Source organism: Chlamydiifrater volucris, assembly GCF_902806995.1.
Lineage (GTDB): Bacteria > Chlamydiota > Chlamydiia > Chlamydiales > Chlamydiaceae > Chlamydiifrater > Chlamydiifrater volucris.
Map to the genome: position 1 here is coordinate 1,149,035 of NZ_LR777654.1, position 24,343 is coordinate 1,173,377.

The following is a 24,343-nucleotide window of genomic DNA, read 5'->3' on the forward strand; positions in this document are numbered from 1 at the left end:
CTTGTTATGGGAAGAAGTGGTAGAGTTATCGTTGTCGGGGGAGGATTGGCTGGATTATCTGCAGCGATAAAGTTAGCAGACGCTGGGCTGCTTGTGGAAATCATTTCTTTGACCAAAGTTAAGAGGTCACATTCTGTTTGTGCTCAAGGTGGAATAAACGCTGCAGTCAATCTCAAGGAAGGAGAGGAGGATTCTCCTCACAGACATGCTTACGATACGATAAAAGGGGGAGATTTTTTAGCAGATCAACCCCCTGTTTTAGAAATGTGCTTGGCTGCTCCTAGAATTATCAGAATGTTGGATAATTGGGGATGTCCTTTCAACAGAAATTCAAAAGGGGAGTTGGATGTACGACGTTTTGGAGGAACACTCTATAGTCGAACAGTGTTTTGTGGAGCGTCCACTGGTCAACAGTTGATGTATACTCTAGATGAGCAAGTACGACGCAGGGAAGTGGCCGGCCACATTACGAAAAGAGAAAACCATGAGTTTGTCAGACTAGTGATGGATGACTCTGGACGGACATGTGGTGTTGTTCTCATGAATTTATTCAATAACCGTCTGGAGATTTTGTCAGCAGATGCTGTTGTCATAGCTACAGGCGGGCCTGGCGTTATATTTCGCTTGTCTACAAATTCTGTTTTTTGCACAGGGTCTGCTAATGGAAAATTATTCATGCAAGGTATGCACTACGCGAATCCTGAATTTATTCAGATCCATCCTTCAGCTATTCCAGGAAAAGACAAATTACGGTTGATATCAGAATCTGTTCGAGGAGAGGGTGGACGAATTTGGGTCCCTGGGGATGCTTCGAAGACTTTGCTATTCCCTGATGGTTCGAAAAGGGCTTGTGGACAGACAGGAAAACCTTGGTATTTCCTAGAAGAGATGTATCCCGCTTACGGAAATCTGGTTAGCAGAGATGTGGGAGCTAGAGCTATCTTGCAAGTGTGTGAAGCTGGAATGGGTATTGGGGGAGGTCAGGAAGTATTTTTAGATGTCACACACTTACCTGCTGAAAACAGAAAAAAATTGGAAGCTGTTTTAGAAATTTACAGAAAATTTACCGGAGAAGATCCAAATACTACGCCTATGCGGATCTTTCCTGCTGTTCATTATTCCATGGGTGGGGCTTGGGTGGATTGGCCAGCTGCTGATGATATTGATAGAAATAAACGCTACCGGCATATGACAAATTTAGAAGGCTGTTTCAATTGTGGGGAGTCAGATTTCCTATATCACGGAGCTAATCGGTTAGGGGCAAATTCGCTATTATCTTGTATTTACGCAGGGTTTTTAACGGGCGATGAAGTAGCCGCTTTCATCAGAGATAAGGGACACCAAAATAAAGTTTCTTCTTCGGTTTTTGAAAATTCTCTAACGGAGGAAAAAGAATATAATGAGAAGTTATTGAAAAATTCTGGCAGAGAAAATGTTTTTCGTCTTCATGAAGAAATAGCGGACGTTATGGTGAAGAATGTCACAGTAAAAAGAAATAACAAAGACTTGAAAGACACCTTAGAAAAGCTTAAAGAGTTTCGAGAAAGATTTAACAATATAGGGATACAAGATTCTTCAAAATTTGCCAACAAAACCTTCCATTTTGCTAGAAGGTTAAAGCCTATGCTTGAGCTGGCTTTAGCTATTACTAAGGGTGCTTTATTGCGAAATGAATTTAGGGGGTCGCATTTTAAACCGGAGTTCCCTGAACGAGACGACAAAAATTGGTTGAAGACAACTATTGCAAGTTACTCTCTAGATGAACCATCTATTTCCTACGTGCCTGTTGATGTAAGACATGTTGTGCCAGTGTCCAGAGATTACACGAAGGGAAATAAAGAGGAAAAGATAGAGTTAATGAATGTACCTCAAAATATAAAGCTGCCTGTATAGGAGGGTCTTTTGAGTAACGAGAAATTTTCGCGGACGTTTATATTAAAGGTTTTTCGAGGAACACCAGGTTGTCAGTTTTGGGAGCAGTTTTCTTTGCCTTTGCGGCCAGGGGAAAATGTTATAAGTGCTCTGATGGAAGTGGAGAAAAATCCCGTCAATATAGACGGAAAATCAGTTGATCCCATTGTATGGGAACAAGGTTGCTTGGAAGATGTTTGTGGATCCTGTTCCATGCTTATCAACGGAAGACCAGCTCAAGGTTGCACAGCATTGATAGCTAATCTATTAGAGGAAACAGGGACAGACACTGTCACTTTAGCCCCTTTTACTAAGTTTCCTTTAATCAGAGATTTAATGGTTGATAGATCTATCATGTTTGAGAACCTCAAAAGAGTACAGGCTTGGGTGGAGAATCCAATGGAGGGGGATAAATATGGAGTCGCTGTGTCTCAGGACCAACAGGAGTTAATGTACACGTTGTCTACTTGCATGACTTGTGGTTGTTGTGCAGAATCGTGTCCACAAGTCCACGACGAATCGGACTTTATTGGGCCTGCACCCGTTTCACAGGCGCGACTTTTCAATACTTATCCAGGAGACAGAAATACGAGAAAGCGATTGAAGGTTCTGGCAAGCAGAGGAGGTTTAGAGGGGTGTGGGCAAGCGCAAAATTGCGTAAGAGTTTGTCCCAAAAAATTACCTTTAACGGAAAGTATTTCTGCTATGGGAAGAGCTGTTTTGAAACATGAAGTTTTTTCTTTTTTTAGCTCCTTCTTTAAGAAAAAAAAGAAAAAATAATTGTTCATAAAACAGGTAATATTTTTCTAGACTTCAATTTATTCAAGGTGACGGATACTTTGGTTAAAACATCCGCATGAGCTGTACCTGTAGATGTTCCGGATAGTGTGGGGTTCCATGTAGATAAATTGAATAAGGCTGAGTCTAGCTGTGGTTGAGCAATATAAGCGCCATCGAAGTCGATTTTAGCTCTAGACCACTTGATACCGATGTAAGGCGAAATAAAGTTGAGTCTGTAAGCTAAAGCCAATCCTACTTGCCACTCACTGTAATCAGCAATCACAGCTTTTGTTTTTTCTAATTTTGGAGCTCCAGAGGATTCTGCTGGTAAAGGAAGTTTGGTTTCTTTCCCAACAAATCCCTTAGGATGAGCGATAGAGAATTGAGCGACGTTAGAGACGACATTGATTTGAGAGATTTCGGGTTTGGCTTGAGCATATTGGAATTCCGCCCCTAGTGTAGCACACCCGCATTCCCAAAGAGCGCCTCTAGCCCCGATGCTCCAAGAAAACTCAGCATCCGTGTAAAGTTCCACGAAAGCATTTCCTATGGAGGCGTTAGGAACAACTGTTGCATTGATGGCATCAGTGTTTCCAATGAGTCCAACAAGATTAAAAGCAGCCGAAGATCCTTTGATATAGGCGTTAGTAGTGCCTAGGGTACAGAAGACATCGAAGCGATCCCAGATATTGAGAGCGAGATAGCCTGCATTGGTGTAGAGTTCAGATTGCGTCATATTTTTGTGCAGAGCTACGTTGGGTCTTTCTTTTCCTACGAAGTGACTTGATACAGCCGTATCTGATTCCTCCTCAGACATAAAGAAGGTATTGGGTACATCGGTTTTAAGGAGTCTATTGAAGACGTAGTCGCCGAAGAAGCCCGCGCGTAAAGAGAGAGCGTGGGCTTCGAGGTTAGGCTTTTCTTGCAGAAAAGCCTAATAGATGTATAAGCCCCTCTATTGTATAGAGGGGCTAATCCTTTAACCTTCAATTTATTCAAGGTGACGGATACTTTTGTTAAAACATCTTTCATTTGATTTGTTACTGTGCCTAAATTATCTCCAGCCAGTGTGGGATTCCAGGTGACGAGGTCCAACTTTTCTGCATCTAGTTGAGGTTGGGCGATATAAGCGCCATCGAAGTCGATTTTAGCTCTGGACCACTTGATACCGATGTAAGGAGAGATAAAGTTAAGTCTATAAGCTAGAGCCAATCCTACTTGCCATTCACTATAATTTGCTGATAAAGATTTTGTTTTTGAAAAATCTGGCAATGGAGAGGTTGTGGTTTTTGTTGGCAAAGGTAATTTAGCAAATTCCCCAACGAAACCTTTAGGATGGGCAATAGAGAATTGAGCGACGTTAGAGACGACATTGATCTGAGAGATTTCGGGTTTGGCCTGAGCATATTGAAATTCTGCCCCTAGTGTAGCACATCCGCATTCCCAGAGAGCACCTCTAGCGCCAATACTCCAAGAAAACTCAGCATCGGTGTAGAGTTCTACGAAAGCATTGCCGATTGAAGCATTAGGATAGGCCTTATCTATGTCGGTTATTGATGTGTCCGTATCAGTAACTCCCAATAATCCTACGAGATTAAAAGCATTGGAAGATCCTTTGATGTAGGCGTTGGTAGTGCCCAGGGTACAGAAGACATCGAAGCGATCCCAGATATTGAGAGCAAGGTAGCCAGCGTTGGTATAAAGCTCAGATTGCGTCATATTTTTGTGCAGAGCCACGTTGGTTAAGTCTTTGCCAGTGAAGTTACTGCTTGCAGCTGCATCTGTACTTTGGTTCGACATTTTAAAAGTAGGAGGGACATCGGTTTTAAGGAGTCTATTGAAGACGTAGTCGCCGAAGAAGCCCGCGCGTAAAGAGAGAGCGTGGGCTTCGAGGTTAGGCTTTTCTACAAGAAAAGCCTAATAGATGTATAAGACCCTCTATTGTATAGGGGGTCTAATCCTTTAACCTTCAATTTATTCAAGGTGACGGATACTTTAGTGAGTACGTCTTGAAATTTATCTGTAACAGCAGTATCTATCTTGTCCCCGGCTAAGGTTGGGTTCCAGGTAAGTAAGTCAAATTTTGCTTCAGTAAGTTGAGGTTGGGCGATATAAGCGCCATCGAAATCGATTTTAGCTCTAGACCACTTGATGCCGACATAGGGGGAGATAAAGTTGAGTCTGTAAGCTAAAGCAAGTCCTACTTGCCATTCACCATAGTTCGCGGACACAGATTTGGTTTTTGTAAGATTTGGTTGAGTGGAATTTGTAGCCATTGTAGGTAGTGGAAGTTTAGCATCTTCTCCGACGAAGCCTTTAGGATGAGCGATAGAGAATTGAGCGACGTTAGAGACGACGTTGATTTGAGAGATTTCGGGTTTGGCTTGGGCATACTGGAATTCCGCACCTAGTGTAGCACACCCGCATTCCCAGAGAGCGCCTCTAGCACCGATGCTCCAAGAAAACTCAGCATCCGTGTAAAGTTCTACAAAAGCATTTCCAATAGAAGCATTTGGAACGGCTTTATCTACATCAGTTATCCCTGACGTATTTGTATCATTAATGCCCAGGAGTCCAACCAAATTAAAAGCTGCTGAGGACCCTTTGATGTAAGCATTGGTAGTGCCTAGGGTACAGAAGACATCGAAGCGATCCCAGATATTGAGAGCGAGGTAGCCTGCATTGGTATAGAGCTCCGATTGCGTCATATTTTTGTGCAGAGCCACGTTGGTTAAATCTTTGCCAGTAAATTGCCCATGAGCTGCATCTGTACCTTGGTTGGACATTTTGAAGGTATTGGGTACATCGGTTTTAAGGAGTCTATTGAAGACGTAGTCGCCGAAGAAGCCCGCGCGTAAAGAGAGAGCGTGGGCTTCGAGGCTAGGCTTTTCTACAAGAAAAGCCTAATAGATGTATAAGACCCTCTATTGTATAGGGGGTCTAATCCTTTAACCTTCAATTTATTCAAGGTGACGGATACTTTTGTTAAGAGGTCTGCATATCGCGTCGCTGTACCAGTTCCGGCTAAAGTTGGGTTCCAGGTAAGAAGGTCTGATTCTGCTGTTTCTAGCTGAGGTTGGGCGATATAAGCGCCATCGAAATCGATTTTAGCTCTGGACCATTTGATACCGACATAAGGCGAGATAAAGTTAAGTCTATAAGCTAGAGCCAATCCTACTTGCCATTCACTATAATTTGCTGACACAGATTTAGTTTTGCTGAGATCAGGAATGGATTTATCGTCCAGTGTAGGTAAAGGAAGTTTAATATCTCTTCCAACGAAACCTTTAGGATGGGCGATAGAGAATTGAGCGACATTAGAGACGACGTTGATTTGGGAGATTTCGGGTTTGGCCTGAGCGTATTGGAATTCCGCACCTAGTGTAGCACACCCGCATTCCCAGAGAGCACCTCTAGCGCCAATACTCCAGGAAAACTCTGCGTCTGTGTAAAGTTCTACAAAAGCGTTTCCGACGGAAACGTTGGGTACGGTTGTTTCGATGTTATTTGCTTCGGTTGTATCAGTATTCCCAAATAGTCCGACAAGATTAAAAGCAGCCGAAGATCCTTTGATGTAGGCGTTAGTAGTACCTAGGGTACAGAAGACGTCGAAGCGATCCCAGATATTGAGAGCGAGGTAGCCTGCATTGGTATAGAGCTGAGATTGTGTCATATTTTTGTGAAGAGCTGTATTTGGTCTTTCTGTACCGGAAAAACTGTTAGCTCCTACAGTACCTGTTTTAGCTGCTGACATAAAGAAGGTATTGGGTACATCGGTTTTAAGGAGTCTATTGAAGACGTAGTCGCCGAAGAAGCCCGCGCGTAAAGAGAGAGCGTCGCACCAAGTGGAGCAAGGGTCGCAAGGATCTCCGTTAGTTCTTTTTGTATTGATTTGATAGTTTTGTCTAAAGGATTAGAAAAATCCTTTAGGCAATCCAGATCGATAACCTGGGGGTGGGGGCATACCGTACTGGACAGGGTCGGAGAAGAGGACCCATTCCTGGGAAATATTTAGATATTGTTCCCATTCTACCATAGGGAACCCATTGGCTCCGACATAATTAAATCCCCAGAGTTCTACAAGACCATTCCCCGGATTTACTGTAAATCCTAGGTAAGTATTGTCCCAATTTGAGTCTGCAAACAGCAACGGAGCGGGGTAAGCAAGTTTATGGTGTCGCATAGCGGATAATGTACGGAAGTACAGATCTTCGTCAAAATGTGTTTTTTGTAAAGCTTGGAGAAGTATGCAAGAGAACAAATGAAGAAAATCTGTCGAAGACAAGAAAGAAAATTTACCGAAATGATCTTCTATTATTTGTTGAAGATGAATTTTTTTTACTTTTGAATATACCCCAACGTAAGAGGCGACTTTCTCTACAGCGTCAGGAACTGACTGTTCTGGAATTAATGGAATCAATTGGAAAAGGGTTTTACAGAGGAGTTTTTTTAATTGTAGGTTGGGATGTTGGTTGTTTTGTTCAAAGAACTTTAAAATTTTTGTATAGAATTCTGGGAGAGTCAAAGAGAAATCTTCAAAGAAAGAAAACATATCTTCTGCCAGGGAAGAGAAGTGTAAATTTTCTGTGAGCTTTACAATTAAGGCATGAATTTCTTGTTTTGAGAGTATATGGGACGATAAAAACTGCTCATGTTGTTTTACCCATACATCTCGGATCCATGTGTAGCTATACCAATCGTTATTCCAAGCATCTATGAATAAAGGATGGGAAGGGATTATGGAGAAAGCATGATTAGGAGAAGTTGTGATGAGACTATGTCCTTCTTCTAGGTAGCTCTTGATTTTCATTGGAAGGTCTTTTAAAGCGTCTGCGTAGAAAGCTATAAGTTCATGGGCATTTTCTGGGTGTTTTTTCATATTTGCCAGTGGAGCACTTTCTTCAAAGTAACAAGAGGCAAAAATAGATAAAGATCCCCCAGAGATATATGTCCATGGTGTAAACGGTAAAGAATCTGTTTTTGTTATTGATAAATCTTGTTTGGGGCAGTTGTAGTGAGAAAGAATTCTGTCGAAAGCTCCGGAGAGGAAAATGTCCGAGTGTATGAAAGCTGTAATATTTTGAATAATGAAGCTTACTTCTTCTTTGATGGTAGATATGGATCGTTTATCCTTAATTTCTTGATCCATAAAGGAAAAGAAGCTTGATAAGAACTGTATATATTCTGCCGAGGAGTATATAGGGGACCAAGCGTAATTATTTGCTCTTCCGTGGGTAAAGAACAATCGGAATCCTGCAGCGGAGTCGGAATATGAAGCACTTGCTGTTGGTAGCAATTCCGCATCATAGGAGCTCTTGAAATATGCTGGAAGTAAGTTTGATAACGATTTAAAGAAAAATTGTGGAAAAGAGAGCAAATGTTTGATTTTTTCTTTTATTTGCTCCCAATCGTAGAGGGACGCATTTAATTCTTGCTGAAACCTATGATGATCATAGGACAAAATTTGATTGTCTTGGGAGTTTATGGGATTTTGCATACGACTATTTACGTAGTCGAGCTGGGATTGAGCTTCATAGTACCTAGATTCGCAATCTTTCGCTGCTAGGTTTAGTTTTTCTAACAGGTTATGAATAGTTTCTTCAAGGACACTGCCGATGCAAGAAACGTCTTTGTTATCGATTCCCATACCTACTAGTAGGTGAGAAGTTGTTTTATCAGAGGGTTTTTCTGCCAGCGTAGCTAACGAGAGTTCCCAAACCTTTAGTAGGGCATTCTGAGACATATCTACAAAAGCATTTCGAGCTCTTTCATAAGCTTGCAGATATTGGTGGGTGTTGGGGAAGGCCCCGTTTGGAGCATCCTTTTCTCTGATTCTTTGAGAAGAAAGGTTTTGTTTGACCTGATCTCCCTTAAGGTTAAAGATGTGAAGTAAAGTAGATTGGATGATTTCGTGGGCAGTAATCGATGCTAAAGGATCAGAAAGTTTTTCTGTTAAATACTCGTTAGCCAGCAATGTTTGGAGTTGTCGCTCTGGCTGTTGTTCTAAGGAGAAGATATTGGCTGCGGAGAAAGCTTGTAGTAGTTCAGGAGAGGAGGCTATAGCAACGAATGGATCTGGGTACAAAGAAGAAATTGCTACGGGAGTGTACAGATCTCCTAAGGATGCAGATAAATTAATGGGGGCCACATATTCCTTATCATCGATAATTCTTGATAGACGACCACTGCTTAGTAATTTGTCAATATCGGTAATAAACTTTTCCGGATATTCCTTTTGTACAATGATGGCTAGAGCTGAAGCAAAGCAAGTTCCGACATCTTGTCTAAGATAAGAAAGCAGAGCTGATACAGCAGCTCTACGGGCATGAGCAACGGAAAGTTCTTCTTCAGGAGGGAGAGCAAGTGTGCGTCGAATAATGTTTTGCATAGCTTTTTGTGTAGGAAGAAAAATTCGTTTTAGAGTGTCTTTGATGTCGGGTTTCTCTTTGATAGCTTTTAGCATGTTGAGTGTATGTTCTCGAAAAGGAGCTTCTTCCTGTCGAAAAGGGCCTAAAGGGTAAACACCCTTAGATAAAGTTGTTATGGAGGATACTACAATAGAAATATCCAATTCACCAGAATCAGAAATAATCCTTTGAGCCAAAGATCTGGCAAGTTTTAAATTTCTAAAAGCAAATGGATTTAGAAATCTTTGGAAAGAAAGTAGGTGAGAGCTTTCTGCATCTTCCTCGAAGAAAATACTCTCCTCATCAGAAAGATTTCTAGCCTTAACGATATCTTGGAAAACAGAGAGATGAAAATTTCTCATCACTTTCGAATAGTTTATTAATTTAAACTTTCTTTAGCATTTCTTTCATCTTTCTTCCAGTAAACTCTCTAATTATTTTAATTCATTTGATAAAGAGAAATTTTTGTCTCAGAAAGATGTTTAGTTTTTATTGCATCTTCAAATAGTTCAACGAGCGAATTTCCTCGCACTGGATGCAACGAATCAGACAAAAAAGGAGCAATCTCCTCTGCAAGGTTTACAGTAAAACTTTCGCTTGCACTAACGATGATGATTGCATCTTCAGAAGAAAGGACATGTTTAGAAGAGAACGAAATTTCTTTGCATGTAGAATTTTTTCTCAAAAAAATTTTAGGCTGAGTTTCTCCAAAAAAAGATAGGTCTACAGATTTCTCTTTAAGGTCGAAGTCAATGATGACAAAGCTTACTGAATGGTTTGCCGATACAAGCGTCTGAAGATTGGAGAAAATTTTGGATCCGATTTCTTGAATATTTGAGGTCGTACTAGCTTCTGCTAGGAAGAGACTTTTTGCTGACAGAGCATATAAATATGAAGGTAGGCCCTTATCTGCAGAATATCCTATAGCTCCTACAAGATGAGGTTCAGAACTGGAATTTTCTCTTTTGATCCAGCCTTCGAAATGACCTCTTTGGGCAAGTTGATCTGATTTATTAGAAAATTTTTGGATCCCGTCCTTAAACGAATAATGGGAAGAAAGTAAAGAGATCTGTAAAGACTGCAAAAGAGATAATTCGTTGCGTAAAGCTTGGTTAGCTCGCCATTCTTTATCTGCTTTTTCCATGGAAATAAGCAGTCTGAGCAGTGTGCAATTGAATACATTGCCGAGGTCATTAACCTCATAACCATACTTATCTGGTTCGAAACGAACATTATAGTTGCCCTTCCAAGCAGCTTCCATGCACGTTGTTAGTTCTTGTAAAGGTCTGCTAACTTTTTTGTTTAATCTTGTTAACAGGAACGCCATTAAGGAGAAGGTGATAATGTAAAAAGTGATGATAATTATAGGTAATCGGAAGGTTGACAAAAGAAATTGAGATAATGGTAAGAGAGACAGTGTATAAGTGTTCTCTATGGGCAGTTTATCTAATAGGAACCCTAGGTAATGTTTTCCATGGATTTTAGTTGCTACTAGTTTACTGTGTTTCATGAGCCTAGGCGTATAGATGGGAATAGCTGTAGATGGATCTTTAGATTTAATATTCGGAAATCCATCGACTGCGCTTTCAAAAGTATAAGGGAAATATTCAAAACCTAGCTCCTTAGGAAGAAATTCTGAGGAGCTTAGAAGGATTTCTCCTCGATGATTTACAAGTAAAATATCACCATGGGAAAGAGTGATATTTTGAAAAAGCTCCTTTTGTAGGTTTTTCAATTTCTGAAAAGAGATGAGGAACCCTGAGAGCGAACTCGTGGAAAATCCATTTTTTGGAGTATCTATTTCTTCGACTATGACAATATAAGGGATTTTTTCCTCAGATTTCGCGTTAGATATGGTGGTGATAAATGTCATGCCAGCATATCTGAATAACTTACTCCTTAAAGAGTTTTTTTGAGAGAGATTAAAGACAAATGGGTCGTTAGGGTTTTTTGCCCATACTTTGCCTGTTTTGCTATCTAATAAGCACAATTCAAAGGAATCAGAAACTTCAGATAGCTCGGAAGATACTGTGGAAAAGAGGGCCTGTTCTTGGGTTGAAACAGTAAGTTCTTTTAGAGCAATAGTATTTGCGATTCTTTCTAAGAATAATTTTTTAAATGATAAAACCTTCTTTATTTCTAAGCTTAAGTTGGTTGCATGAGTTCGAAAACATTGCTCTGTCGAGTCCAAAGATTCAGAAAAAGAGAAGAGAGTGAAGATTCCTAAGTTTAAAACTAAAGGAATAGGGATGATGATAAAAAGGAATAGTAAAATTCGACTAGTAAAAGTTTGTTTGGGCATAGTTCTTTAGAGAAATTTAAAGATAAACAAAGTTATATCATCATGTTGGGGATGATCTTCAGCAAAGTTTTTAATTTCCGAAAGGATAGACGAGGAGAGCTCTTTGGGTGACAGTTTATAATATCTTTCCAAGCATTGCTGTAATCTTTGCTCTCCGAACAAGAGATCTTTGTTATTATGGGCTTCTGTAACACCATCGGAATATAGTGTAATTACAGAACCTTTTTGAGGTTTCAGTGTTGATACCGGAAATATGGGCACATCGGGAACAAATCCCAAGGCCATTCCTGGGTGATAAAGCGTTTGTATCACACCTTCTGGGGAGATATAATATCCGGGGTTGTGCCCACAAGAGTAGTAGTCGATGATTCCGGAAGAATGTGTGTATCGATAGATACATAGAGTGACAAACATGCCTGTTTCTTCTGTGAAAGGGAAAAAGGTTACAGCAGTTTTTTTTACTGCCTCTTCTATAGAAGATAGTTCCATGAGGAACGTCTTTAGCATATTCTTCAAAAATAGAGAGTGCCCGCAAGCATTGACGCCCTTCCCTGAAGCATCGGCTATTACGACAAAAAATTGTGCTTGCTCGCCCTCACCTTTTACAAAAACATCAAAAAAGTCTCCTCCAACAGTAGTTGCTGGAGAAAAATTATAAGTGGTTGCTATTCCCGGATATGTGGGGATGGAGCTTGGCAAGAGGCTGCGTTGGGCTTGTTCTCCTAGTTGTAACTCTTGTAGAGCGGATTCTTTTTTGTGAAAGTTTTTTTCTGCCAGTTTTTGCTGAGTAGAGAGATTTTGGATGAGGTCATTGAAGATAGTGCCCAATCGGTTAATTTCAAAACCAAATTTTGTTGCTGTGTAAGGGGTAGAATTGTCTACATAGCGAGTTTGAGTCATTACTGTGGCCAACTTGCGAATAGGGTAGGAAAGAATTTTAGCTATGCTATAAGCGAATAATCCTCCCAAAACGATAAAAAGTAGATAAGCACAATATAGAAGTATTCTTATTTTCAATGGTTTTAGAAGTTGATCTCTAGGACAATAGGAAAGAAGAGAAATTTCAAGTTCTGGAATTTCTTCTATGAATCCCCACATTTCCTGGTTGCTATGGTGAAATTTTATAAAAGAAGTACCTAGTTTCAAGGTGTCAATGGTTAAGTGTTTGGACGGTCGTATATTGGAGGAAGGTTTTGTCAGCTGGTGTAAAAAAAGAGTAGGATCAGAGGCTTTGATAATTAACCCATCTTGAGTGATGACAGCTGTTTGGATAATAAAGTTTTCTTGCTGACCGATTAGGAGATCTTGGAAAAATTTTTCTGCACTGTAAGTTGTTAATAATACTCCCTCTAATTTTTTAGAGAACTTATTATAAATATTAGATGAAGAGGAGACTACGATAGCTTTTTCAATATCTGAGTAAGACACTGAAATTTGAAAAGGTTCGTTCAAAGAAGTTTTTAGGGCTTGTTGTTGCCCAATTTTTTCTATCCGTGTTGAGGCTATAATGGAACCTGATAGTGACGTAGGATGGCTACTTTCGAGATCAATTTTAATCAGAGATAGTTCGCTATATACTTCTTGAAATAAGTGGTGCATTTCCTGACTTAAAGATAGATCTGGTGAAGAAGGGAAGCGTTCATCTAGATCTAAAGCATCAGATAAAAATGATAATGCATTTCTTGACAAAGGAACAATTTTAGTTACCGTCGAGACCTTGAATGCTGAATCTTCTCTTAGTACTGTGGCAGCGGAAGACAAGGTTTTTTGGTATCGGGACTTCGCCAGCAGGAAGATGTTTACCCCCAGAGGGGTAATTATTGCCACGCTGCAGGCGAGCCAAAGGCGGAAACCTATCGTTCTTGTGAAGGGGATCATATCCGCATGATAGGAAAAGATAAAAAAAATAGTTAGAGGAAAAAGTTCGGAGTCTTTAAAAAAACTCCGAACAGAGAAAAAATGAAGATAAAAGAAGCGTTAACAAGCAAAGATATTGGAATCTTTGAAAAGTGCTTGGCTACTGAGTTCTGCTTCTATTGCTAAAAGACGATTGTATTTAGCTATGCGCTCTGAGCGCGAAATGGATCCAGTCTTAATCTGACCAGCTCCCAGGGCTACAGCTAGATCTGCTATAGTGGTATCTTCTGTTTCCCCTGATCGATGAGAAATGATGGTAGCGTATCCATTGCTTTGTGCCAAAGAAATAGCTTCTATGGTTTCTGACAGAGTGCCTATTTGATTAAATTTAATAAGGACAGCATTGGCGATTCCTTGAGAGATGCTTTCAGCAATGATTTGCGGGTTGGTAACGAAAATATCGTCACCTACAATTTGAACTTTATCTCCGAGAATGTTTGAAAGTTTTTTCCATCCTTCAATATCGTCTTCGGCTAAACCGTCTTCTATGGAATCTATAGGGAACTGACTGCAAAGTTTGGACAACAGAGTTATTTGTTCTTCACTAGTTCTTGATCCTGCATAAAGGCGTGCCTTAGAATCGTAGAAAGAAGAAGCGGCACAGTCAAGAGCTAAAGAAATGTCTTTTCCAGGTATGAAGCCAGCTTTTTCTATAGCTTCCAGTAATAATGTCAAAGCTTCTTCGTTAGAAGAAAGGTTTGGAGCAAACCCACCCTCGTCTCCTACGCCTGTCGCTAGGTTTTTTGTGTTGAGCAATTTTTTTAGCGCATGAAAAACTTCTGCACCCATACGTAGGGCCTCAGCAAATGTAGGAGCTCCCACAGGGCGAATCATAAATTCTTGGAATTCCAACCCGTTATCTGCGTGCATTCCACCGTTAATAAGATTCATCATAGGACAAGGTAATATGGAAGCAAAAGCACCGCCCAAGTAGCGATAGAGAGGGATATCTAAAGAAGCTGCCGCTGCTTTAGCAACAGCAAGTGAAACGCCTAGAATGGCATTGGCACCCAAATTGGATTTGTTGGAAGTGCCATCCGCTTCGCACATCATTGTATCGATAAGGATCTGGTTAAAAATATTTTGACCGACGAGAAGCTTACGTAAGGTCGTGTTGACATTGTGGACAGCTTTTAGAACGCCCTTGCCTGAATAACGCTGATTATCGTTATCACGCAATTCCAGGGCCTCTTTAGTACCAGTGGATGCTCCTGACGGTACAAGAGCTTCAGCCTCGATTCCCAAATCAGTGAAAATTTTTACGGATACTGTAGGAAACCCTCTGGAATCCAGGATCTCTCGGGATTGAATATCAACTATAGCTACTTCTTGCATAGAGTTTTTTCCTCATCATTGTTTATACAACAAGAATTCCTTGTATTTTTGAACTAAATCTCTGTAGTAAGCCGCTTCTTCAAAAAGAAATTTTTGAGCAGCATCTTTCATTTGTTTTTCATATTTTTTTATGATTCTCTCCAGTTCTTCATTAGAGAGAACAGATAGATCTTCCTCCGATCCTTTATTTTTTGTCGTTTCTTTTTTAGGAATCAAAGAGGATGCAATTTCTTTGATGATAGGCTTAGGGACAATTCCATGTTTTTTATTGTAGGCCTGTTGTATTTCTCTTCGCCTTTGAGTTTCTGTTAAAGTTTGAGATATGGATTCTGTTATCATATCGGCATAAAGAATTGCTTTGCCTGAAACATTTCTTGCTGCCCTGCCGCAAAACTGCATAAGGGAAGAGAAACTTCTCAAAAACCCTTCTTTGTCTGCGTCTAGGATAGCGATCAAAGATACCTCAGGCAGGTCTATACCTTCCCTTAGCAGATTAACACCTATCAGGACATCAATGAACCCTTTTCTCAGATCAGCAAGGATTTCTGATCGTTCGGCGGTTTCTATTCCTGAGTGCAGATACGCAGATCGAATATTTAAATTAGATAAGTAAGAAGCAATATCCTCAGCAAGTTTTTTTGTGAGGGATACAACGATGATTTTTTCGTGAAGATTTTTTTGTAAACGAGAACGGATTTCTTCTAATAAATCGTCAATTTGTCCTGTAGCCGCCCGAACCTCAATTTCTGGATCAGGAATTCCTGTGGGACGAATTACTTGTTCAACAATGAGCCCAGAACTTTTTGCTATCTCTTCTTCACCTGGGGTAGCGGAAACGTAAACAACCTTACGAAAATATTTGTAGGCTTCGTCAAAAGTTAAAGGTCTATTGTCATAAGCGGAAGGCAAACGAAATCCAAACTCTACCAAGGATTGCTTCCGGGATCTATCTCCGTGATACATAGCTCGAATTTGCGGTAAAGTTCTATGAGATTCATCAACAATTAACAAAAAATCTTTAGGGAAATAATCTAAGAGGCAACAAGGGGGAGAACCTGCTGGTAACCCTGTGAAATGCGAGGAGTAGTTCTCTATACCCTTACAAAAACCTATTTCCCTGATCATTTCCATATCATATTTTGTTCGATTGAAAAGGCGTTCCCTTTCTATCGGACGATCTTCGAAGAAAAGTAGCCTATCTTCCAGTTCTGCTGCAATGGATCGCAAAGCTTTTTCTCGCACTTCTTCAGGTGTGACGTAATGAGAGCCGGGGAATAAAGTAATTTCTTGTAAAGTTTTGATGAGAGAGAAGTTAGCAGGGTGTAAAAGAAGAATAGTTTCTAATTCGTCATCACAAAACTCTAAGCGTAAAGAATACTGAGTGTCATAAGCAGGAACTATATCTAAAATACTTCCTGTCTCCCTAAAGGATCCCCTTTCAGGAACGGTGTCTGTAGCTCGATAGTGCATCTCCGCAAGCTGAGTTAACAACTGATCTCTGGGGTACGTGTGGCCTACGTGAAAGGAAATACTCATTGCCAAATAATACTCTGGAGATCCTATGCCGTAAATACAGGAAACAGAGGCAACGATAATGGTATCTTTCCTAGAAAGCAACGAGCGTGTAGCTGAAAGTCTGAGTTTATCTATTTCATCATTTATCAGAAGGCTTTTTTCTATGTAAGTGTCACTTCGCGCAATGTAGGCTTCTGGCTGGTAGTAATCGTAGTACGAAACGAAATACTCGACGGCATTAGTAGGGAAGAATTCTTTAAATTCCAAATACAACTGAGCCGCTAATGTTTTGTTATGAGCGAGAACAAGGGTAGGAAGACCTATTTGAGTTATGACGTTGGCAACAGTGAACGTTTTTCCCGACCCCGTAACGCCTTTGAGGACTTGTGCAGGCCTTCCTGCTTGCAAGCCTTCCACCAAAGATTTTATGGCTTCTGGTTGGTCTCCGCAAGGGGAATAAGAACTATTGAGCGAGAAACCCATGAAATCTTTTTACCGATTGAAGAGCAGCTGGTGCCAGTGTCTGCTAAATCCTATAGCTTCACGGACTTCAGCCATTGTTTCTTTAGCTATTTTGGACATTGTTTCTGTCCCTTTGGCTACAGCTTCTTTTATGAGAACTGGGTTGGCTAGCAGAGCTTCACGCTTTTCTCTGAAGGGAGACAGAAACTTAATTATTTCTTCTGCTAAACGATCTTTGACTTCAATATCCTTGATACAGCCTCTTCGATATCGCTCTTTAAATTCACTAACCTCATCAGGATCGGAATTAAACAGATCATGGTAAATGAACACGGGATTGCCTTCTACTCGACCAGGGGTTGTTGCGTGGATGCGATTAGGATCCGTGTACATGCTACGCACTTTCTTACGTATAGCAGTGTCGTCATCGCTTAAAAATATGGCGTTATTAGCAGATTTGCTCATTTTTCCCTGACCGTCAATGCCTACCAGGGATGACAACTCTCCTTGCAAAACTTGAGGCTCGGGGAAAATGCTTCCGTATAACCGATTAAATTTTCTGGCGATATCCCTCGTAAGCTCTATATGGGACTCGTTATCTTTGCCTACAGGAACAACTTGGGCTTTAGCTAACAAGATGTCAGCACTCTGTAGGACAGGGTAGCCTGCCAAACCAAAAGGAATGCTGGCCTCGTCTATGGCGGCATTAGCAGCCATCTCCTTAATGCTAGGAATTACTGTTAACCGATTCAGGGACACTAACATAGAGAGCAACAACTGCAATTCATAAATTTCGGGGATGGCTGATTGCAAATACAGCGTGGTTTTATCTGGATCTATACCGACTGCCAACCAGTCCGCTACAACATCATGGATATGCTGGTCTATTAGGGCTAGATCTTCTTTCCGTTGCTTAGTTGTTAGACAGTGTAGATCTGCTATTAGCAAAAAACAAGAGTAACGCTCGTCACCTTGCAAGGCCAGGCGACTCTTCAAAGACCCCACCCAGTGTCCAAGATGAAGCTTTCCCGTGGGTCTATCGCCTGTCAATACACGAATTTTTTTCATTGAGGAGTTATTTAAGGCTTTTTGATAATTCTTCAAGATAATTCTTTAGAGACAAGATATCCTCGCTAATCTCTGCAAGATTTTTTTCCCCAGCAGGATTCTTCTGTGCTTCCATGAGACGCGCAATGAAATGGCGGATAAGGTGACAAGTATTTTGAACATCCGTCATAAGTAAAAACTCTTGACCATCCACTCTAGCCAACCTGTTCAAAAAAACGCAACGATCTTGTTGGGCTATCATATCGGAAGTGACAAAATTAATGAATTCCCCGCGTTCATGGACATCCTTAGCCACTCGAATGGGCATCATGAACTCACTGATGAGCGCGTGAGCAGCAGTTTGTTGCTTGGCCGGCAGTTCTTTTGTTAATTTTCCATTAATAAGGAGTTCAAAGAAAAAGTTTGCCTTTTCCTGGTCATTTTCTGAGCAATTGAAAACAACATTCTGCACTTCACGAAAAGTTGTGTACCCGACAGGAGTGGCGAAGATCCGCTTCAAGTTCCCTTCAATGAGAAGAAAAACATTGTCTTCCAAAGCAATCTGGTTTGCGGTCTTTTGTGCCATATCTATCTCCTAGTCGTCTGAAGTAAGCCCATTTGTAATCGTTTCAAGCTTTTTTAGCAATTTATTAAGCTTAGAGAATTTTTGTTTGGAAGCTTTCTGGGGCGTTTCTTGCAATAGTAAGGAGGCTTTTTCTAAATGTTTTATTGCTGCGGAGAGAAGGCATGTTCTTCGAGCATCAGATTCCTCTAAAGGAAATTCCCTGCGGATTAAAGATAAAATTTGATCTTTAGTTTCTCCGCAGTAGTTGCGAATGATTTCCTCCTTCTTTTCCTTCGAGCCATTACGAGAAGCTAAAGTGTAGAGAGCTTGCTTGGGCATTTTTTCAGCTTCTTTTTTTAGGGCGTCCGGAAGGGAACTATAAAGCTCGTAATAGACTAGAAAATTATAAGGAGTTTGCCTATTGCCGTAAGCAAACAATAACCAGGCAGAAAAAGCGCCTTCACGATATTTTTTTAGGAGCTCTCTTGCCTTGCTAATGCGCTCCCCGTGTAACAGAATAGCTTGTCTATGAATTTCTTTGACTTCTGCTGACAGGGAAAGCAGAGTCGGGAGGTCTGAGGTTTTTTCTGAAGAGTTTTCTTTCGGGGAGTATTTTGTAAGAATATGTTGCAGATGATCACAGTCTTCTTGGGAGAGCTGTCTTGTTTGAAAAATCCCAGAGAAAGGGGATAAATCTCCTTCTATCCGTTTATGAACAAGATCGCGCATCTTTTGAGATCTTTGATCATTGGGCTTTTTTTTAAACCTGCCCTCGAGAATAGTCTTCAAATTTGTCATGTGATAGCTAATCCTTTAGGAGAGATAACAATTCATCTGTTAGCTCTAAATAATCCGCTGAAGCTCTCCCTGCAGGAGCCGTTACAAACACGGGTTTGCCTCGTATAGCGGCCTCAGATACTGTAATGTCCCTACGAACTTTAGCATTTAAAAGTTTCCCTGGGAAAGTTTTTTGAATCAGCTGGGTGAAAGCTTCGTTATTTTTTCCTCTATGGTTCCAGAAAGATAGAGCCACTCCTAGAACAGACAGAGGGTGTCTTGAAGATATTCCACTAATGAAATCTGCCAATCTCTCTAATCCCTTTACGCTGTAGAATTCTGGAGTGGCACATATGAGGGCATAGTTCGCAGCGATTAACGCGGACTCTGTTAACCAGCAAAGGGAGGGAGGGGTATCGATGATGACATAGTCATAAGAGGACTCCAATTTAAGCAAAACATGCTTCAGCCTTTCGTGAGAGTACCTATCCGCAGCTAGATTGCCAGAAACTTCTATGCGTTCCAACCAAGTGTCAGCCGGAATTAAATCCATGTTGGTATCTTCTATAGGCCTAATAACTTCTGAAACGTCCTTTTCTCCTTGCAAGACAACAGCTAGGCTGTCGTGACAATCTGGGTCTAACCCCAGTCCTGCGGTGAGATTTGCCTGGGCATCAAAGTCTATAAGCAACACCCGAGCTTTGTGATACGTTGCTAAAGCAGCGCCCAGATGCAACGCTGTTGATGTCTTTGCTGTTCCGCCTTTGAAGCTGTTTACGGCGATAGTTTTCATATCTCTCCTTGTCTAGATCAAAGCATGGAGGCTTTTGTTGTCTCTTTCTAAGCTAATAACAGAGATGAATTCTTCAAGATTTTTCTCGCCGATAACACGATTGTCTCTGGTTCGGATAGAAATCGTCTGATTTTCACACTCTTTGTCCCCTAAAGTTAACATATAGTTGACTTGCATATTTTGTGCGTTACGGATTTTTTTGCTTACAGACTCGTTAGAATCATCCAATGTAGCTATAATATTTTGTTCGTGGAGTTTTTGTAATACAATTTTACCAAAATCGGCATGTCTGTCAGCAACGGTGACAATGCGGACTTGCTCTGGACTTAGCCACAAAGGAAACCTTCCTTTGAAATGTTCTATGAGTATTCCTAAGAATCGCTCTATCGAACCGAATAAGGCTCGGTGTAGCATGATGGGGACTTGTTTTTTCCCTTCTGAGTCTGTGTAATTTAAATCGAAGCGTTCGGGGAGAAACATATCCAACTGAATTGTTCCGCATTGCCATGTTCGGCCAATAGCATCTTTAACATGAATATCTATCTTTGGACCGTAAAAAGCGCCTTCTCCAGGGCTTATTTTGAATTCTTTGCCACAGGACTGAAGAGCTCGAGTTAGAGCTTGAGTTGCTAGTTCCCAAATTTCATCGCTGCCGATAGTGCTTTTCTCGGGTTTTGTAGATAATTCTAAGTGGTAATCTAATCCGAATGTCCCATACAATTTTTCTACCAATTGCAGAATGGCTAGCGTTTCATTTTCCACTTGTTCTGTTGTTAAGAACACGTGGGCATCGTCTTGATGAAAGCTCCGTACACGCATTAAGCCGGACAAAGCTCCGGACGCTTCTTGTCGATGAACGTGACCTATTTCTGCTACTCGTAAAGGAAAGTCTCGGTAACTGTGCAGAGATGTTTTATAATACAACATACATCCAGGACAATTCATAGGTTTGATAGCATAGTCATCGTTGTCTATGGACAGAGTGTACATATTTTCTGAATAGTTTTCCCAGTGGCCGGAAATTTCCCATAGTTTTCTATTCAGTAGTTGGGGAGTTTTTATTTGTAGGTACCCAGCATTTTTGTGGAGGTCTTTCCAAAATTGTATTAAAGCATCCCAAACGATCATTCCTCTAGGGTGAAAGAAAGGCATTCCTGGAGAAAAGTCTTGCTGAGAGAATAAGTCCAAACGAGATCCTAATACTCTGTGATCTCTCTTTTTAGCTTCTTCCAAAAATTGCAAATGAGCGCGTAATTCTTTCGTAGTTGGGAAAGATATGCCATAAACGCGCACTAAGGATGCCTTGGAGGGGTCCCCACGCCAATAGGCTGCGGAAGTTTTTAAGAGTTTAAAGGCTTTTATTAGTTTGGTTGATGGAAGATGGGGACCTCTACAAAGATCAAAAAACTCTCCTTGGCGGTATCCTGTGATGGAGGAGTCTTCGGAGAGTTCGGCAATGAGTTCCTTTTTAAAGGGATTATTGGGAAAGGCCTGTGAGGCTTCCACCTTGTTGGAAAAAACTTCTCTCCGTATGGACAAAGATTCTGCGACAATTTCTGCCATAACGGCCTCTATTTTTGGAAAATCTAATTCGCTTATGGAGACATTAGCAAAATCATAATAGAACCCCTGCTCAATCACTGGGCCAATAGTTGGTTGTGCTTGGGGCCACAACCTAAGCACTGCTTGAGCCAGTAGATGTGCTGAGGAGTGAAGAAAAATTTCTCTTCCTTCAGGGTCATCAAGAAATATGAATCGGATATCATCGTTGGGAGCGAGCACCGTAGAAAGATCTTTTAGCACTCCATTAACGGAAACGCCCACAATTTGGGAGAAATTTGAAGGGTGAACGGTTTTTGCAAAATCTGCTGCTGTAGAGTTTTCTGCTACTTGGTAAGTTTGCTCTTTATGAAGAACCGTTGTCATAATATACACCCATTATCTTGCTAAAATTAAATTACGAACCTAAACAGAAGCTATTCTCTTGAAAGCAAGGAGTCATTGTAAAGAAGAAAGTTTCAAAATAAAAGTACAAAGGTGTGAAGAAAGATTTTTAAATGGTTTTGTATTTTTTTGTTTAATTTTTAGAAAGAGCTTCTTTCCTGTTCTAAAAACTATTTTTTCGATAAAATGGCGGAGTTTTTTGGAGCCAAGAGATTTTTGTGGGTATAGTTGCAATATTTTTCACGTTGTTTATCTGGTCCTCATCTTTTGCTCTTTCCAAAATGGCTTTGGATGCATCAGCGCCTCTTTTTGCTACAGGCAGTAGGATGCTCGTAGCAGGGGTGGTACTGGGTCTATACTCTGCTTTGAGATCTCCTTCCAAGGTGACCTTCTCTTGGCGTGTATGGCGGGATGTGTTGATTTTGTCTTTTACTGGGTTTTATCTCGCGAATGTTTTTGAGTTTCTAGGGTTGCGGCATATTAGCGCTGCTAAGGCGAGTTTCATTTATGGCTTGTCTCCTTTTTTGGCCGCCTTATTTTCTTATCTTCAGCTGAAGGAAAGAATTACGCCTAAAAAAATTCTTGGACTGACTTTAGGTATTGCAGGATATGTAACTTACTTGTTCTTTGGTGGAGAGGGGACTTATAATGCATTCTTTAAAGATTTTCAGTTGGGAACTCCAGAGTTGTTACTGCTATCTGCAACCTGTGTATCTTCCTTTGGCTGGACATTAATGCGAAAAATAGAGAAGCAAGCTCCGGGAATTCCCACTTCTCAAATCAATGCTGCTTGCATGATATTTGCTGGGATTTTGTCATTGGTACATTCATACTTTTCTGAGCACTGGGCTCCACTGCCTATTTCGGATATTTCAGCTTTAGTTAAGGCCTTAGTGTCATTGATCATTTTATCAAACTTTCTCTGCTATAACCTTTATGGAAAATTGCTCAGAAAATATTCTTCGACATTTCTGTCTTTCTGCGGGTTGGTTATGCCTATTTTTTCAGGGTTTTATGGGTTTGTCCTTTTAGGGGAGACGACATCTTTGGGCTTGTTTATCGCGGTGTGTATGACTTTGGTTGGGTGTCGGATGGTGTACAGCGAAGAATTCAAGCAAGGCTACCTTGCTTCTTGATTTTGTCAAACGGTTTTACAGAAAAAAGGCTTCGTTTTTATACGAAGCCCCTCTCTTGAATGGAAAGCCGACTGTTCCGACTCTAGTTAAAAATAGCACTAGTAGTTTGAGTTTGGGAATCGGCAATGTTTTGTAAAGTTTGTAATGCACTAGTGAAAGATTCGCTAGCTTTGTCAGCTAAGCTGCCTGCCTGAGAAGCGTATTTGTCTTGAACAGAAGCGTATTGTTGTAGCATAGCTGACTGTGCTTCTGCGGCTCCGGCAGCTTTTTGGTGGGCGGCTACTTGTGATTGGTAAACATATCCAGCAATTCCATCCACTCCAGCAGTCACAACATGGATCATTTGGGATGCTTGGGCGGCTTTCATGAAGGCTTCTCCGGCCATCTTAGCAGCTCTTCCTCCTTGAACTTTTGCTACATTCATTCCTCGCGCAAACTTATCTTTCCATCCAGGATTGTTCAAAGCTTGACTAAACGCGGAACTTCCTTTGGATGTTGCTGCCGCGGTGGCTTTGGAAGTAGACGCTGCTACATCGTCTAAAGTTCCCATAGCTTTTGATGCGGCAGAACCAGCTGCCGCAGCTCCTTTTGCAGCAGATCCAACGGCTTTTCCTGCACTTTCGACAGTTTCCATGGCGGCGGAGGATAAGGAAGAAGTAGCCTTCATGGCGGATGAGGAAGCTGCAGAGGCTGCAGCGGAAGCCCCTTTCGCTGAAGCTGTTTCTGATTTAAAAGCCGCAGATTTTAGTCCTCCGAGCTTACTGGAAACCGACATAATACCTATACCTGCGGAAAGGGCGAATCCAGCAATATTTGTAATACCAGATATCAAAGATTGGGTAGCCTGAGCTTGGGTGGCAGCAGCTTGATGATCTGCCTGAGTTCGAATAGCGTTACCAATTTCAGGGGCCATAGCCACTTGATTTTGAATGGCTTGGTTTTGTTGTTGGAAGCTTGATTGCCAAGATTTTGCACTGGCTTGTGCAAGCATGGTCATGATCAGCCCCAGAAGAGCCAAAGTACCCATACCTTTTTTAATCCTCACTCCATCGACAGAAGTGTTGTCTGGCACAGGAAGTTTTGGTAATTCATAATTGTTTTGTGCTGGACCCTTGGGAGCTTTTACTGCTTGAGCAGTTGCTGTTTTAGATGCACTGGAAACAGAACTATTGGAGGATGTGGCACCAGCTTTTTCGTTTTTTGCGCTTTTCTTGGTTTGAGAAGTGCCTTCTTGTTTACTGGTTTTTCCTGTTTCTGTGGAGTTGCTAATTAGGTCTTCAAATCCTGCTGCAGCTTCCGTGTCTCCAGCTCCTGCGTTTCCTGCGGTTTTTTTTGCATCACCACTCTTAGCTGCCCCTGCTGCTTGATTGTTTTGCGCTAACTGGGCTTGTAAAGCGGGATCGAAACTATTTCCGCTGCTTCCACTAATTCCAGATGTCATAATAAATTCTC

At 41.1% G+C, this 24,343-nt stretch carries 16 protein-coding genes and 2 pseudogenes; 3 read left to right on the top strand and 15 right to left on the bottom strand.

The features are described from left to right. Positions 1-6 precede the first annotated feature (6 nt). Complete coding sequence (gene sdhA, locus KJA62_RS04935; RefSeq protein WP_213318884.1) at positions 7-1,893, top strand: succinate dehydrogenase flavoprotein subunit; 1,887 nt, start codon at positions 7-9, stop codon at positions 1,891-1,893. Between the two features lie 9 nt (positions 1,894-1,902). After that, complete coding sequence (sdhB, locus tag KJA62_RS04940) at positions 1,903-2,691, top strand: succinate dehydrogenase iron-sulfur subunit (RefSeq protein WP_213318885.1); 789 nt, start codon at positions 1,903-1,905, stop codon at positions 2,689-2,691. A 4-nt stretch (positions 2,692-2,695) separates the two neighbouring features. Here sdhB and KJA62_RS04945 read toward each other — a convergent pair whose 3' ends face one another. The 14 genes and pseudogenes from KJA62_RS04945 to thrS form a co-directional block, all read right to left on the bottom strand. Further along, positions 2,696-3,619 carry a porin gene (locus tag KJA62_RS04945; protein WP_213318984.1) on the bottom strand — a complete coding sequence of 308 codons (924 nt, stop codon included), beginning with the start codon at positions 3,617-3,619 and terminating at the stop codon, positions 2,696-2,698. A 62-nt stretch (positions 3,620-3,681) separates the two neighbouring features. After that, positions 3,682-4,563 (bottom strand): annotated as a pseudogene (locus KJA62_RS04950) (porin); the annotation flags it as partial. A 32-nt stretch (positions 4,564-4,595) separates the two neighbouring features. Beyond that, positions 4,596-5,549 (bottom strand): annotated as a pseudogene (locus KJA62_RS04955) (porin); the annotation flags it as partial. 32 nt (positions 5,550-5,581) lie between these two features. Continuing rightward, a complete protein-coding gene (locus KJA62_RS04960) occupies positions 5,582-6,583 on the bottom strand; it encodes a porin (protein WP_213318985.1) in 1,002 nt (333 codons plus the stop codon). Positions 6,584-6,604: 21 nt separating this feature from the next. Continuing rightward, complete coding sequence (locus KJA62_RS04965) at positions 6,605-9,460, bottom strand: hypothetical protein (RefSeq protein ID WP_213318886.1); 2,856 nt, start codon at positions 9,458-9,460, stop codon at positions 6,605-6,607. Positions 9,461-9,537: 77 nt separating this feature from the next. After that, entirely contained in the window at positions 9,538-11,400 is a 1,863-nt protein-coding gene (locus KJA62_RS04970) for a PP2C family serine/threonine-protein phosphatase (protein WP_213318887.1), read from the bottom strand. Between the two features lie 6 nt (positions 11,401-11,406). Then, a complete protein-coding gene (locus KJA62_RS04975; RefSeq protein WP_213318888.1) occupies positions 11,407-13,227 on the bottom strand; it encodes a PP2C family protein-serine/threonine phosphatase in 1,821 nt (606 codons plus the stop codon). Positions 13,228-13,377: 150 nt separating this feature from the next. Beyond that, complete coding sequence (gene eno, locus KJA62_RS04980; protein ID WP_213318889.1) at positions 13,378-14,652, bottom strand: phosphopyruvate hydratase; 1,275 nt, start codon at positions 14,650-14,652, stop codon at positions 13,378-13,380. A 15-nt stretch (positions 14,653-14,667) separates the two neighbouring features. Continuing rightward, a complete protein-coding gene (uvrB, locus tag KJA62_RS04985) occupies positions 14,668-16,650 on the bottom strand; it encodes an excinuclease ABC subunit UvrB (RefSeq protein WP_213318890.1) in 1,983 nt (660 codons plus the stop codon). Between the two features lie 9 nt (positions 16,651-16,659). Continuing rightward, positions 16,660-17,697, bottom strand: coding sequence for a tryptophan--tRNA ligase (trpS, locus tag KJA62_RS04990; RefSeq protein ID WP_213318891.1), 1,038 nt, complete (start codon positions 17,695-17,697; stop codon positions 16,660-16,662). A 7-nt stretch (positions 17,698-17,704) separates the two neighbouring features. After that, positions 17,705-18,262 (bottom strand): CT584 family type III secretion system tip protein, encoded by a 558-nt coding sequence (locus KJA62_RS04995; RefSeq protein WP_213318892.1) that lies wholly within the window; start codon positions 18,260-18,262, stop codon positions 17,705-17,707. Positions 18,263-18,271: 9 nt separating this feature from the next. Next, entirely contained in the window at positions 18,272-19,039 is a 768-nt protein-coding gene (locus KJA62_RS05000; protein WP_213318893.1) for a CT583 family protein, read from the bottom strand. A 7-nt stretch (positions 19,040-19,046) separates the two neighbouring features. Continuing rightward, entirely contained in the window at positions 19,047-19,811 is a 765-nt protein-coding gene (locus tag KJA62_RS05005) for a ParA family protein (RefSeq protein WP_213318894.1), read from the bottom strand. 12 nt (positions 19,812-19,823) lie between these two features. Further along, positions 19,824-21,737 carry a threonine--tRNA ligase gene (thrS, locus tag KJA62_RS05010; protein WP_213318895.1) on the bottom strand — a complete coding sequence of 638 codons (1,914 nt, stop codon included), beginning with the start codon at positions 21,735-21,737 and terminating at the stop codon, positions 19,824-19,826. Between the two features lie 236 nt (positions 21,738-21,973). Here thrS and KJA62_RS05015 point away from each other — a divergent pair, with 236 nt between their 5' ends. Further along, positions 21,974-22,891, top strand: coding sequence for a DMT family transporter (locus KJA62_RS05015; protein WP_213318896.1), 918 nt, complete (start codon positions 21,974-21,976; stop codon positions 22,889-22,891). Between the two features lie 82 nt (positions 22,892-22,973). Here KJA62_RS05015 and sctE read toward each other — a convergent pair whose 3' ends face one another. Continuing rightward, positions 22,974-24,332 (bottom strand): type III secretion system translocon subunit SseC family protein, encoded by a 1,359-nt coding sequence (sctE, locus tag KJA62_RS05020; protein ID WP_213318897.1) that lies wholly within the window; start codon positions 24,330-24,332, stop codon positions 22,974-22,976. Positions 24,333-24,343: the final 11 nt, after the last annotated feature.

Coding starts and splice junctions, on each gene's coding strand:
- sdhA (WP_213318884.1), top strand. CDS start 7: ATGGGAAGAAGTGGTAGAGTTATCGTTGTCGGGGGAGGATTGGCTGGA.
- KJA62_RS04965 (WP_213318886.1), bottom strand. CDS start 9,460: ATGAGAAATTTTCATCTCTCTGTTTTCCAAGATATCGTTAAGGCTAGA.
- KJA62_RS04970 (WP_213318887.1), bottom strand. CDS start 11,400: ATGCCCAAACAAACTTTTACTAGTCGAATTTTACTATTCCTTTTTATC.
- eno (WP_213318889.1), bottom strand. CDS start 14,652: ATGCAAGAAGTAGCTATAGTTGATATTCAATCCCGAGAGATCCTGGAT.
- uvrB (WP_213318890.1), bottom strand. CDS start 16,650: ATGGGTTTCTCGCTCAATAGTTCTTATTCCCCTTGCGGAGACCAACCA.
- trpS (WP_213318891.1), bottom strand. CDS start 17,697: ATGAAAAAAATTCGTGTATTGACAGGCGATAGACCCACGGGAAAGCTT.
- KJA62_RS04995 (WP_213318892.1), bottom strand. CDS start 18,262: ATGGCACAAAAGACCGCAAACCAGATTGCTTTGGAAGACAATGTTTTT.
- KJA62_RS05000 (WP_213318893.1), bottom strand. CDS start 19,039: ATGACAAATTTGAAGACTATTCTCGAGGGCAGGTTTAAAAAAAAGCCC.
- KJA62_RS05005 (WP_213318894.1), bottom strand. CDS start 19,811: ATGAAAACTATCGCCGTAAACAGCTTCAAAGGCGGAACAGCAAAGACA.
- thrS (WP_213318895.1), bottom strand. CDS start 21,737: ATGACAACGGTTCTTCATAAAGAGCAAACTTACCAAGTAGCAGAAAAC.
- sctE (WP_213318897.1), bottom strand. CDS start 24,332: ATGACATCTGGAATTAGTGGAAGCAGCGGAAATAGTTTCGATCCCGCT.